The organism is Rhizobium sp. ZW T2_16 (assembly GCF_044987325.1).
Classification (GTDB): Bacteria; Pseudomonadota; Alphaproteobacteria; order Rhizobiales; family Rhizobiaceae; genus Neorhizobium; species Neorhizobium cellulosilyticum.
Genome location: NZ_JBJDRG010000004.1, coordinates 77,667 through 90,205, shown reverse-complemented (window position 1 = coordinate 90,205; position 12,539 = coordinate 77,667). Strand labels below are relative to the sequence as shown.

The 12,539-nt window shown below is 60.9% G+C and carries 10 protein-coding genes; 9 read left to right on the top strand and 1 reads right to left on the bottom strand.

Annotated features, from left to right (window positions below):
- Positions 1-74 precede the first annotated feature (74 nt).
- Entirely contained in the window at positions 75-833 is a 759-nt protein-coding gene (locus ACI3K0_RS13330; RefSeq protein ID WP_206827784.1) for a GntR family transcriptional regulator, read from the top strand.
- Here the strand turns inward: ACI3K0_RS13330 and ACI3K0_RS13325 are convergent.
- Entirely contained in the window at positions 827-1,774 is a 948-nt protein-coding gene (locus ACI3K0_RS13325) for a glyoxylate/hydroxypyruvate reductase A (RefSeq protein WP_206827783.1), read from the bottom strand. The genes ACI3K0_RS13330 and ACI3K0_RS13325 overlap by 7 nt on opposite strands.
- Positions 1,775-2,033: 259 nt before the next feature.
- Here ACI3K0_RS13325 and ACI3K0_RS13320 point away from each other — a divergent pair, with 259 nt between their 5' ends.
- From ACI3K0_RS13320 to ACI3K0_RS13285, 8 genes are all read left to right on the top strand, one after another.
- A complete protein-coding gene (locus tag ACI3K0_RS13320; protein ID WP_206827782.1) occupies positions 2,034-3,581 on the top strand; it encodes an ABC transporter substrate-binding protein in 1,548 nt (515 codons plus the stop codon).
- A 72-nt stretch (positions 3,582-3,653) separates the two neighbouring features.
- On the top strand, positions 3,654-4,625 hold the full coding sequence (locus ACI3K0_RS13315) for an ABC transporter permease (RefSeq protein ID WP_206827781.1): 972 nt from the start codon (positions 3,654-3,656) through the stop codon (positions 4,623-4,625).
- Positions 4,622-5,461, top strand: a complete 840-nt coding sequence (locus ACI3K0_RS13310) for an ABC transporter permease (protein WP_183993661.1) — start codon at positions 4,622-4,624, stop codon at positions 5,459-5,461. The genes ACI3K0_RS13315 and ACI3K0_RS13310 overlap by 4 nt, the downstream gene beginning before the upstream one ends.
- 11 nt (positions 5,462-5,472) lie before the next feature.
- Positions 5,473-7,167, top strand: coding sequence for an ABC transporter ATP-binding protein (locus ACI3K0_RS13305; protein WP_206827901.1), 1,695 nt, complete (start codon positions 5,473-5,475; stop codon positions 7,165-7,167).
- A 53-nt stretch (positions 7,168-7,220) separates the two neighbouring features.
- Positions 7,221-8,573 (top strand): aspartate aminotransferase family protein, encoded by a 1,353-nt coding sequence (locus ACI3K0_RS13300; protein ID WP_404945407.1) that lies wholly within the window; start codon positions 7,221-7,223, stop codon positions 8,571-8,573.
- A 19-nt stretch (positions 8,574-8,592) separates the two neighbouring features.
- Positions 8,593-10,020 carry an amidase gene (locus ACI3K0_RS13295; protein WP_206827777.1) on the top strand — a complete coding sequence of 476 codons (1,428 nt, stop codon included), beginning with the start codon at positions 8,593-8,595 and terminating at the stop codon, positions 10,018-10,020.
- A gap of 72 nt (positions 10,021-10,092) precedes the next feature.
- Positions 10,093-11,160, top strand: coding sequence for a phosphotransferase (locus tag ACI3K0_RS13290; RefSeq protein ID WP_206827775.1), 1,068 nt, complete (start codon positions 10,093-10,095; stop codon positions 11,158-11,160).
- A gap of 18 nt (positions 11,161-11,178) precedes the next feature.
- On the top strand, positions 11,179-12,513 hold the full coding sequence (locus tag ACI3K0_RS13285) for an aspartate aminotransferase family protein (protein WP_404945406.1): 1,335 nt from the start codon (positions 11,179-11,181) through the stop codon (positions 12,511-12,513).
- Positions 12,514-12,539: the final 26 nt, after the last annotated feature.

The following is a 12,539-nucleotide window of genomic DNA, read 5'->3' as shown; positions in this document are numbered from 1 at the left end:
GAGAAGAGACTAGGGAGAAGCCGCGATATATCGGTATGGCGCTGGCTGAAAACCTTCAGGGAAGGAGGACCGAGATGAACACACGTTTGCAGCAGTCCGACTTCCTGCCCGGAAATGCGGTGGGTCAACCCAAGGCGCTGACGGCCTATAACTACATCCGCCATGCGATCATCACCATGAAGATGGAGCCGGGCGCGACGATCAGCGAGAAGGAAACCTGCGCCGAGCTCGGCGTATCGCGTACCCCGATGCGCGAGGCGGTGTTAAGGCTTGCGCAGGAGGGGCTGGTCAATGTGGTGCCGAGCGGCGGCACTTTCGTCAACAGCATCTCGCTGCGGGGCGTGATCGAGGGGCATCTCATCCGTTCCAGCCTGGAACTACGGATGGTGCGGTTAGCTGCGCGTTCCCATGACGCCGCGCGGGACCGGGATTTCGATCTTCTAATGTTCCTGCAGGGCGATGCGGCCAAGCGTCAGGACTACGACCAGTCCTTTGCGGTCGACAATGACTTTCACCGGCTGATCTGCGCGATGGCCGGCTTCCCGGATGTCTGGCAGACCATTCACAATGCGACGGGGCAGCTTGACCGGATAAGGCGCTTCGCCATTCCGCGGTCGGGTTATTTCGATGAGGTCGAACAGGAGCACCGGGCGATTTACGAAGCGATCATTGCCGGCGATGCCGATCGCGCCCATGATCTGATGCGGCGGCATCTCGACGATATCGCCGCAGTCGTCGAATATGTGTTTGTCGATCAGCCGGGCCTGATCGTGCAGGAACCCGGCTTCGGTCTGTCGACGCTGGACGTGATGCTGGCGCCTGCGGCTCAATAACCGCTTTCACGACTGCCGGAATTGAGCGGCTCCTGTCCGGCCAGAACCCTCGTGGCGTTCTCAAAAATCTGCGCTGCGACATCGCGCGGATTGGGCATGGAGGCGATATGCGGCGTCGCGAAGATTCTGGGATGGCTCCAGAGTGGGCTTTCTTCGGGAAGGGGCTCCTTGAGGAAGACGTCGAGGACCGCGCCACGCAGATGGCCTGTGTCGATCGCGGCGAGAAGATCGGCCTCCACCATGTGCTCCCCACGCCCCATGTTGATGATCGCAGCACCTTGCGGCAGGTGGGCGAAGAGGTCGGCATTCAATATGCCGCGCGTGGCATCGGTGAGGGGAAGCAGGCAGATCAGCGCATCGCAGCCAGAGAGAAATTCCGGCAGTTGCGTGTCGCCGTAATAGGTGGCGATCCCTGCCTCTTCCTTAGGCGAGCGCGCCCATCCGCGGACATTGTAGTTGAGGGCGCGCAGACTGCGCCCGACGGTACGACCGATTGCGCCGAAACCCAGTATGCCGACCGTATAATCCTGTGCCGCCTTCTGTGCGGGGCGCTCCCAGCGTTTGCGCGCGGCGTTTTGCAGGTGCCGGTCCATTTCTCGGTGAAACAGCAGCACGGACCAGATCGCATATTCCGCCATGCCAAGCGCATGCTGGCTGTCGACGACACGGCAGACGGGGATGGCGGGAAGGTTCGGATCGGCAAAGATGTTGTCCAGGCCCGCGGCGATGCTGTGCACCATTTTCAGGTTCGGCATATCGGCCAAAAGCCCGTGCGGCGGGTTCCACGCCACGGCGACATCGGCTTCCTCGAAGCCGGGCTCGGGGTATATACTCAGCCGCACATTCAGGCCTGAAGCCTCGAATGCGGTTTTCAGAAAGGTGAGGTCGAGCGTGCTGCTGACCAGCGCGATGTGAGCGATTTTTGCGTCCGTTCGGCTCATCAATTCCATCTTTATCAGGACCTCATTGCTGCTGCTTGTCTGTCTTCAAAGCATATGGCGTCGCGATTTTCCGCAAGCTGATCAATTTTTGAGCAACCATTTTTCGAGTTCAAGTTTTATGCAAAAAATCACCTGCCTTGCTTGACAGGTGCCAAAGGCCGGAGTCAAGATGATGTATCGATATATCGGTATATTGTAGTTCCGATACGATCACGAAGTGACGTCTGCACGCAAACGAAAATCCATAAAGGGGAACTTCATGCGACGACTGATTTCTGCATCCCTAGCCATTTTCATGACGACGACAGCGGCCTTTGCCCAAGGCGTACCGGGTGGCAAACTGAACCTCATCGTTCAGCCCGAACCACCAAGCATCATGATCGGCACCACCACCAACGGCCCGGCTCTGCTCGTCGGCGGCAATATCTACGAAAGCCTGCTGCGCTACGACGAGAACCTCAAGCCCGAGCCGTCGCTCGCCAAGTCGTGGACGGTCTCCGATGACGGCCTGACCTATACGTTCACACTGCAGGATGACGTGAAGTGGCATGACGGCAAGCCGATGACCTCGGCCGACGTGCTGTTCTCCGCCAACGACTATCTGATGAAGATGCAGCCGCGTCATCGCAACCTGATGACCCATGTGGAAAGCGTCACGGCACCGGACGACAAGACTGTCGTGTTCAAGCTGAAGCAGCCCTTCGAGGCCTTCATCCGCGGTCTGGCCTTCTACACGATGCCGGTCCTGCCCAAGCATATCTATGAAGGCACCGACTACGCCACCAATCCGGCCAACGACAAGCCGATCGGCACCGGCCCGTTCAAGTTCGACGAATGGAAGCGCGGCAGCTACATCCATCTCGTCAAGAACCCGGACTATTACGTGAAGGGCAAGCCCTATCTCGACGAACTGTATTACCAGGTCATTCCGGACGGCGCATCGCGTTCGGTCGCATTCGAGACCGGCAATATCGACGTGGTGCCGGGCGGCTCGGTCGAGAATTTCGACATTCCGCGGCTGAAGGATCTGCCCAATACCTGCACGACCGAAAAGGGCTGGGAATATTTCGCACCGCTCTCCTGGCTGTGGCTCAACAACCGCAAAGCGCCGATGGACAATGTGAAGTTCCGTCAGGCGGTGATGTATGCGCTCGACCGTGAATTCGCCAAGGACGTTCTGTGGAACGGCTACGGCAAGGTTGCGACCGGGCCGCTGTCGTCAAAGCTTCCCTTCTACAAGGATGTCGAGCCAAAATACCCGCATGATGTCGACAAGGCCAAGGAACTGCTCAAGGAAGCCGGTTATGACGGCAAGCCGCTGAAGCTCCTGCCGCTTCCCTATGGCGAGACCTGGCAGCGCTGGGCCGAAGCCGTGAAGCAGAACCTCGAGGAAGTCGGTATTCCGATCGAAATCGAAGCGGCCGACGTTGCCGGCTGGAACCAGCGGACATCCAACTGGGAATACGACATCGCCTTCACCTATCTCTACCAGAATGGTGACCCGGCAATCGGCGTGGACCGCAACTACAAGACCTCGCAGATCGCCAAGGGCAACCCGTTCAACAATGTCGAGGGCTATTCCAATCCCGACCTCGACAAGCTGTTCGACGAGGCTGCAGTCGCCTATCCGGCATCCAAGCGTCAGGAACTTTACGACCAGGCGCAGAGAAAGCTTCAGGAAGACGTTCCGGTTGCTTGGCTGCTCGAACTCGGTTTCCCAACGATCTACAACTGCAAGGTTCAGGATATCGTGACGACCGCCTCCGGCCTGCCGGAATCCATGCGCGACGCCTGGATCAAGAAGTAATCGACATTCAGGCGGAGATCCGTCTCCGCCTGGCTCATTCCTGACCTGAAAAATCTAGTCGGAGCCGTGCTCATGCTGAGATTCATCTCGGGGCGATTGCTGAAGGCAGTCGTGATCCTGATCTGTATCACCGTGCTCAATTTCTTCCTCATCCATGCCGCACCGGGCGATCCGGCTGCGGTCATGGCCGGGGAAGCGGGTGATGCCGATCCTGCCTTCCTGCAACAGCTCAGAGAACGTTTCGGCCTCGACAAGCCGCTTTACATGCAGCTCTGGATCTACGTTTCTTCGGTGGTCCAGCTCGATCTCGGTTATTCCTACCGCCAGCAATTGCCGGTGCTGCAACTGATCGGCGAGCGCCTGCCGGCGACGCTGCTACTTTCCCTTTCAGCCTTCGTGATCTCGCTCGGCCTGGGCGTTGCGGCCGGTGCCTTTGCCTCCGCGCGGCAGGGCAAGTGGGCCGATACGATCATCTCGCTCATCGCGCTGATCTTCTACGCGACGCCGCTCTTCTGGCTGGCGCTGATGGGCGTGCTGTTGTTTTCCGTCCAGCTCGGATGGCTGCCCGGCTTCGGTTATGAAACCGTCGGCGCGAATTATACCGGCCTTGCCCGCGCGCTCGATGTCTTCCTGCACCTTATCCTGCCGGCAATGACGCTCGGGCTGTTCTTCATGGCCGTCTATGCCCGGATGACCCGTGCCTCGATGCTGGAAGTCAGCACGCTGGATTTCGTCAAGACCGCCAAGGCCAAGGGCTTGCGTCCCAGTGTCATCCAGCGCCGCCATGTACTGCGAAATGCGCTTCTGCCGGTGGTGACGCTTGCCGGCCTGCAGGCCGGGCAGCTGGTCGGCGGCGCAGTGCTGATCGAAACCGTGTTTGCCTGGCCGGGCATCGGCCGGCTGATGTTCGACGCCCTCTCGCAGCGCGACTACAATCTGCTGCTCGGCGTCTTTGTCGTCTCGGCGGCGATGGTGCTGCTCTTCAACCTCATCACCGACGTGCTTTACCGCCTCGTCGATCCGCGCATCAAGGTGACGTCATGAAGGATTTCTGGAAACGTTTTTCGCAGAACCGAGGCGCCGTCGTCGGTCTGGTCATCCTGCTTCTGGTCGTCGTTCTTTCGATCGTCGCTCCGTTCATCTACACCAAGTCGCCCTGGGCGATGGTGCAGCGGCCGTTCATTCCGCCCTTCACCATGGACGCTTTCGTGCTTGGCACCGATCCGATGGGACGCGACCTTGCGGCGGGTCTCGCCCACGGCGCACGGGTTTCCCTGCTGGTCGGGCTCGTATCGACCGTCGTCTCGCTACTGATCGGTATTCCGATCGGCGCAATTGCCGGATATTTCGGCGGCTGGGTCGATGATCTGCTGATGCGGTTCACCGAATTCTTCCAGAGCGTGCCGAGTTTCGCGCTGGCCGTGGTGCTGGTGGCGATCTTCCAGCCGAGCATCTATTCGATCGTCATCTCGATTGCCGTGGTCTCCTGGCCGCCGGTGGCGCGCTTGCTGCGCGGCGAGGTTATGTCGCTCCGGTCGCGTGAATTCGTCGAGGCCGCCGTTCTTTCCGGCCAGACGCATTCGACGATCATCTGGCGGCAGATCCTGCCGAACACGCTCTCGCCGATTATCGTGCTCGCCTCGATGATGGTGGCGGCGGCGATCCTGATCGAAAGCTCGCTGTCTTTCCTGGGGCTGGGCGACCGCAACATCATGTCCTGGGGCTATATCATCGGCGCGGGCCGCACCGTGATCCGTCAGGCCTGGTGGGTGAGCTTCTTCCCGGGCCTTGCAATCCTTCTGACCGTGCTGGCGCTCAATCTCGTCGGCGAAGGGCTGAACGACGCTCTCAACCCGCGCCTTGCGCGCAAGGGGAGGTAACCATGGCAGACATGATCGACACCAATGCCGTGACATCCGACGAAACCGCTGCCGCCGTCATCCATCCGGGTGCTCTGAAGGAAGAGGGGAGGGGCGAACCGGTCGTCCATATCGACAGGCTGAGCATCGCACTTCCGGACGGCGCTGATCGCCCCTATGCAGTCGACCGCGTCTCCTTCAAGCTGTTTCCCGGCGAGATGCTCTGCGTGGTCGGTGAAAGCGGCTCGGGCAAATCCATGTCGGCCAATGCGCTGATGGGGCTTCTTCCCGATACGGTGCGCGTGGCGCAGGGTCGTATTCTGCTTGGCGCCACCGATCTGATCACCATGCCGGCGGATGCGCTCTACTCCATTCGCGGTCGCCGAGTGGCGATGATCTTCCAAGAGCCGATGTCGGCGCTCAACCCGCTGATGAAAGTCTCGGCACAGATCGAGGAAGTGTTCGAGGCGCATGGTCTTCTGACTCCGAAGGAGCGCAGGCAAAAGGCGCTATCGCTTCTGACGGAGGTCGGTCTGCCCGACCCGCCGCGAGCCGCCGACAGCTATCCGTTTCAGCTTTCCGGCGGTCAGCGTCAGCGCGTGATGATCGCGATGGCGCTGGCGCTCGAGCCGGAAGTGCTGATCGCCGACGAGCCGACAACGGCGCTCGACGTGACGACGCAGGCGCAGATATTGAAACTCATCGCCGGGCTCCAAAAAGAGCGCAACATGGCAGTGATGTTCATCACTCACGATTTCGGCGTCGTGGCCGAGATCGCCGACTATGTGACGGTGATGCAGCTCGGCCGCATCGTCGAGCAGGGAACGGCCGAAGAGGTTCTGTTTTCGCCGCAACACCCCTATACGAAGAAGCTGATCGCGGCGATCCCGCGTCCCGGCGAAGGGGTGGCGCGTATCGAGACCCGCGAGCCGCTGCTTGCCGTCGAGAACCTCTCGAAAATCTATCGCATGGGCGGCGGGCTGTTTTCCAAGGCCCGTGAAGTGCATGCCGTCAAGGACGTGTCGTTCACACTCGGTCGCGGCGAAACGCTTGGCATCGTCGGTGAAAGCGGCTCAGGCAAGTCTTCGGTCGGTCGCTGCCTCGTGCGGCTGCAGGACCCCGAAAGCGGCCGCGTTCTGCTTGGCGGACAGGACATGGCGCATCTGAAGGGCGAACAACTGCGCGCCATGCGCAGACGCATGCAGATGATCTTCCAGGACCCGTATTCGTCGCTCAATCCGCGCGAAAAGGTCGGGCGCATCATTGCCTCGGGGCCGATCGCCTATGGTGAGGATGAGAAAAAGGCGCTCGCCCGCGCTGCCGAACTGATGGAGATGGTCGGGCTAGATCCCAAAGGAAACAATCGTTTTCCGCACGAGTTTTCCGGCGGTCAGCGGCAGCGTATCGGCATTGCCCGCGCATTGGCGCTCGAACCCGAGATCATCATCGCCGACGAGGCGGTGTCTGCACTCGACGTTTCGATCCAGGCTCAGGTTCTGGAACTTCTGGGCCAGCTGAAAAAAGACCTCAACCTCTCCCTCGTGTTCATCACCCATGACCTGCGCGTCGCGGCCAAGATCTGTGACCGCGTTATGGTGATGCAGAAGGGCGAGGTCGTCGAACTTGGTACGGGGAGCGAGATCTTCGACACGCCCCGGCACCCCTACACGAAAAGCCTGATCGAGGCCATTCCCGGTCGGGCAAAGGAAGCGCTGATGACGGCCTGAGCCCGTCGGATATCAATCAATCTGGGCAACAGAGCCCGCTTATGGAGCAGCACATGACGATTATGCCGAACTCGGTCGAAGCCCGCGACATGGCCTATCAGATGCATCCGATGGTCAATCTTCGGAAATATGAAAAAACCGGCGGCCTCGTGATCGAGAGCGGCGACGGTATCTATGTTACCGACAATACCGGCAAGCGCTATATCGAGGGCCTGGCCGGCCTGTGGTCGGTGGCGCTCGGTTTCGGCGAAAAACGTCTGGCGGAAGTCGCCAAGGCGCAGATGGAAAAGCTGCCCTATTACCACAGCTTCTCCTACAAGACGCATGGCCCGTCGATCGATCTGGCCGAGATGCTGGTCAAGATCGCACCGGTACCGATGTCGAAGGTGCACTTCACCTCCTCCGGTTCCGAAGCCAACGACCTTGCCTGCAAAATGGTCTGGTACCGTTCCAACGCGCTCGGCAAGAAAGACAAGAAGAAGATCATCGGCCGGATCAAGGGCTATCACGGTGTGACGATCGCCTCAGGCTCGATCACCGGCCTGCCGCGCAACCATGAAAGCTTCGACCTGCCGCTCGACCGGATGGTTCATACATCCTGCCCGTCCTATGTGCATTTCGGTCTCGAGGGCGAAAGCGAAGCCGATTTCACCAAGCGCATGCTGAAGGATCTGGAGGACCTGATCCTCAAGGAAGGCCCTGAAACGATCGCCGCCTTCTGGGGCGAGCCTGTGATGGGCGCCGGCGGCGTGCTGATGCCGTCAGACGGCTATTGGGCCGGCGTTCAGGCCATCCTGAAGAAATACGACATCCTTCTCGTCGCCGACGAAGTCATCTGCGGCTTCGGCCGTACCGGCAAGATGTTCGCCTGCGAGACGCTCGGCATCGAGCCGGACGTGCTCGTCGTGTCGAAGCAGATCTCGTCGTCCTACATGCCGCTTTCGGCGATCATCATGAACGACCATTTCTATCAGCCGATCGCTGACGAAAGCGACCGTATCGGCGTGTTCGGCCATGGCTTCACTGCCTCCGGTCATCCGGTTGCGACCGCGGTTGGTCTCGAAAACCTGAAGATCATCCAGGAGCGGGATCTCGTCGGCAACGTCGCACGACTGGAGGAAAAGTTCCTCGGCGGCCTGGCAGAACTTGCCAAGCACCCGCTGGCGCATTCCTCGCGCGGCGTCGGCCTGCTCGGCGCGCTGGAAATCAAGCCCTGGGCGGATGCCAATGCCGGTGATGCGGCTGCAGCAATCGCCGCCGCATGCCAGGACGAGGGCCTGATCATCCGCAATATCGGCGAAGCCATCTGCTTCTGCCCGCCGCTGATCATTACCGCCGAACAGATCGACGACATGTTCGGTGCCGTTGCCCGCGCGCTGGATACCGTTGCGGCCGCGCACGCCTGAAGCATCAAGGATTGAGATCATGAACATGATGGAAAAGACAGATCTTGGCGAAATGACCGCGGCACAGCTTTCCCAGCTGTTCGCGTCGGGCAAGGCGTCCCCGGTCGAAGCCGCCAAGGCCTCGCTTGCGCGGATCGAAAAGTTCAATCCGAGCGTCAACGCCTTCGCCTATGTGGTGCCAGAACTGGCGCTCGCCGAGGCAAAGGCATCCGAAGCGCGCTGGAAGAAGGGCGAACCGCTTTCACCCATCGACGGTGCGCCGACGACGATCAAGGAACTCACTCCGGTCAAGGGCATTCCGTGGCGGCGCGGCTCGGCGCTCGGTGCAACGACGCCTTCCGAAAAGGAGTTCCTGATCATGGAACGCCTGCGCGGCGCGGGTGTGACCATCCTCGGCACGACGACGTCGCCGGAATTCGGCTGGAAGGGTGTCACTCACGGTCCGGCATTCGGCAACACGCTTAACCCGTGGCGCACCGATCGCGCCTCTGGCGGCTCGTCGGGCGGTGCGGCCGTGGCAGCTGCGCTCAATATGGGCGTTTTGCATGAAGGGTCGGATGGTGCGGGTTCGATCCGCATTCCGGCTTCGTTCTGCGGCGCGTTCGGCATCAAGCCTAGCTATGGCTGGATTCCCTCCGACACGCCGACGGCGCTGTTCGAGCTTGCCCATCGCGGCCCGCTGACGCGGACGGTCGAGGATGCGGCGCTGTTCATGAATGCCACAACCGGGCCGACGCCGAAGGCGATGTATGGCTATAGTCCGACACCGGTGCCGAACTGGCACGAAGGGATCAATGCTACCAGCGTCGAGGGCGTGAAGATCGGTTACAGCCGAAATCTCGGTTATGCCGAAGTGCAGCCGGATGTCGCTGCTGCGGTCGAGCGGGCCGCCCAGCGGCTGGCGGATATGGGCGCGATCATCGAGGAGATCGATCCGGGCTTTTCCAATCCGCAGGATGCTCTTCTGGCGCTCTGGTACGCCGCCGAAGCCCGCACCGTCGAGATGGTCAATCCGACGGAAGAGCAGAAGAAGTTGATGGATCCCGGCCTGATCCGCATCTACGAGAAGGGAAAGACCTACTCGGCCATCGACTATGTCACGGCCGAGCAGGTGCGTGCCGATCTCAAGGTGACGATGGCACTTTTCCACGAAAAGTATGATGCCCTGATGCTGCCGACCATGCCGACGACGGCAATCGAGGCGGGTGTCGATTTTCCCGGCGGGATCGAGGGCAAGGACTGGTCCGACTGGTCGCCCTTCACCTATCCGTTCAACATGACCGGCCAGCCGGCCGTATCGGTGCCCTGCGGCTTCGATGCCGGCGGGTTGCCGATCGGCCTGCAGTTCGTCGGTCCGCGTTTCCGCGACGATATCGTGCTGGCATTGGCTGCGGCCTATCAGTCCGCCTATCCCGAAGACGTTCTCAGCGCGCCCAGGCTCGGCTGAGCCGGACAACAAAGGTGCGGGAGGCGTTGTCTTCCGCACCAAACGATCAACAGCAGTATCGGGATGGGACAGATGGCCTCCACGGCAAGCCAAGGAGCGGCAAGCGGGCTTGGCGCAGAGCTGAAGACGGGCGCGACTGCCGTGCCTCCGGATCAGGCCGAGCGCATCGCAAGGGAAAAATACGGGCTGTCCGGCAAGGCCGAATGGCTCTGGGGCGAGAAGGACAGCAATTACCGGCTGACGCTGGACGACGGAAGGGAATATCTCTTCAAGGTTCTCAACCCGGCGGAAAATCCGGCGATGACGAACATGCACAGCCAGGCGCTTCTGCATGTCGAAGCGGCCGATCCCGGCATTCCGATCCAGCGGATCATCCGCACACTGGACGGCGAGGCCGATTTCCGCATGACCGATGACGAAGGCGGCACGCGCGGCGTGCGCATGGTGACCTTCGCGCCTGGCATTTCACAGAAATCACAGCCGCATTCACCCATCCAGCGCTACCGCGTCGGCGTACTTCTCGGTTGCATGCAGAAGGCGCTTGAAGGATTTACCCACGAGGCCGCGGGCCATCGCATCACCTGGGACATGTCGCACGCCGCGGGGCTTCGCGAATTGCTGCCGGTCTTCGAAGACGAAGCGCAACGGGTAAGGCTGGAACGGGCGATGGCCGATTTCGAGACCCTGATTGCTCCGCGCATGGGCGAACTGCCGGCGCAGGTGATCCATAACGATTTCAACATGGAGAACATTCTCGTCAGCGAGGATGATCCGGATGAGATCAGCGGCATCATCGATTTCGGCGACATGGTGCATGCACCCATCCTGTTCGATGTCGCTGTCGGCGCGGCCTACCAGATGGGCGACGCCGATGATCCGGTGGAGGCGATGTGCGATTTTCTGAAAGGGTATTCGACCGAAAAGACGCTCGCTCAGGAAGAGATCGAGTTGCTTTACACCGCGGTGACCACCCGGATGCTGATGCGGCTTGCGATACCCGAATGGCGCGGAAAGCTGTTTCCCGAACACCGGGCGCTTTACACCCGTAACAGCCCGACCGTATGGGCGCAGTTTGCCCGGCTCGACGCAATTTCAAGAGATGACGCCGTAAAGCGCCTGGCAGCGGCCTGCCGCGCCTGACACCCGAGGGAGAGAGACATGAACAAGCCAGCCACAACGATGATCAACGGCTTCGATGCATCGCGCCTAAGTAGCCTGCCGGAGCGCGAGCGGTCGATGATCGAGCGCCGCCAGGCGATGCTCGGGCCGTCCTACCGGCTGTTCTACGAAAACCCGCTGCATCTGGTGCGCGGCGAGGGCGTCTGGCTCTACGATCCGGACGGCAATGCCTATCTCGACACCTATAACAACGTGCCTTCGGTGGGACATTGCCATCCGCGCGTTGTCGCCGCGATCGCCGAACAGGCTGCTGTGCTGAATACGCATACGCGTTATCTCGACGAAAAGATCCTCGATTACTCCGAAAAACTGCTTTCAACATTTCCCGACGAGATGAACCGGGTCATGTATTGCTGCACCGGCAGCGAGGCGGTCGACCTCGCCATGCGGCTGGCCTGTTACTACACGGGCGGAACCGGCATCATCATTACCGAGAACGCCTATCACGGCACGACGGCCGCCGCCGCCGCCATCTCGCCGTCGCTTGGCCACAACATGCCCCTCGGCATGCATGTGATCACCGTACCGGCACCGGATGCCTATCGCGCCGACGGCAAGGATGTCGGCGAGACCTTCGCGCAAGAGGTGTCCAAGGCGATCGCCTTCATGTTGCGCCATGGCATCAAGCCGGCGGCCTTCATCGCGGACAGCATATTCTCGACTGACGGCATCTATTCGGAGCCTGCGGGCTTCCTGAAGAAGACGCTGGACGTGGTGCATGAGGCCGGCGCGCTTTACATCGCCGACGAAGTGCAGCCGGGCTTTGGCCGCACCGGCTCGCATATGTGGGGTTTCATGCGTCACGGCATCGTTCCCGACATCGCCGTCATGGGCAAGCCGATGGGCAATGGCCTGCCCATCGCGGCCGCGGTGATGAAGGGCGAGGTGCAGGAACGTTTCGGCAAGGACATCCGCTATTTCAACACGTTCGGCGCCAACCACGTATCGATCGCCGCCGCCAATGCCGTGCTCGACGTCATCCGTGACGAAGACCTGATGGGCAATGCGCTGTCGACCGGCAATTACATGCTGGAAGGCATGCGCAAGCTGCAGCAGCATTTCGACTGCATCGGCGATGTGCGCGGCGCGGGCCTCTTCCTCGGGCTGGAATTCGTCAAGGACCGGCAGAGCCGCGCCCCGGACGGACCGCGCTCGCTCGCGGTCGTCAATCGCATGCGCGAGCGTCGTGTGCTGATCAGCGCCGCCGGAATTCATGGAAACACGTTGAAGATCCGTCCCCCGCTGCCGTTCGGCAAGGACCATGCGGACATCTTCCTCAAGGTGCTCGAAGAGGTGCTGCACGAGACCCAGTGACAGCATCCGCCTCGCTTATCGCTGCC

Bases quoted from the DNA above. Each gene is read 5' to 3' on its own strand.
- ACI3K0_RS13305 (WP_206827901.1), top strand. From the start codon at position 5,473: ATGATCGACACCAATGCCGTGACATCCGACGAAACCGCTGCCGCCGTC.
- ACI3K0_RS13300 (WP_404945407.1), top strand. From the start codon at position 7,221: ATGACGATTATGCCGAACTCGGTCGAAGCCCGCGACATGGCCTATCAG.
- ACI3K0_RS13330 (WP_206827784.1), top strand. From the start codon at position 75: ATGAACACACGTTTGCAGCAGTCCGACTTCCTGCCCGGAAATGCGGTG.
- ACI3K0_RS13310 (WP_183993661.1), top strand. From the start codon at position 4,622: ATGAAGGATTTCTGGAAACGTTTTTCGCAGAACCGAGGCGCCGTCGTC.
- ACI3K0_RS13325 (WP_206827783.1), bottom strand. From the start codon at position 1,774: ATGAGCCGAACGGACGCAAAAATCGCTCACATCGCGCTGGTCAGCAGC.
- ACI3K0_RS13315 (WP_206827781.1), top strand. From the start codon at position 3,654: ATGCTGAGATTCATCTCGGGGCGATTGCTGAAGGCAGTCGTGATCCTG.
- ACI3K0_RS13285 (WP_404945406.1), top strand. From the start codon at position 11,179: ATGAACAAGCCAGCCACAACGATGATCAACGGCTTCGATGCATCGCGC.
- ACI3K0_RS13295 (WP_206827777.1), top strand. From the start codon at position 8,593: ATGAACATGATGGAAAAGACAGATCTTGGCGAAATGACCGCGGCACAG.
- ACI3K0_RS13290 (WP_206827775.1), top strand. From the start codon at position 10,093: ATGGCCTCCACGGCAAGCCAAGGAGCGGCAAGCGGGCTTGGCGCAGAG.
- ACI3K0_RS13320 (WP_206827782.1), top strand. From the start codon at position 2,034: ATGCGACGACTGATTTCTGCATCCCTAGCCATTTTCATGACGACGACA.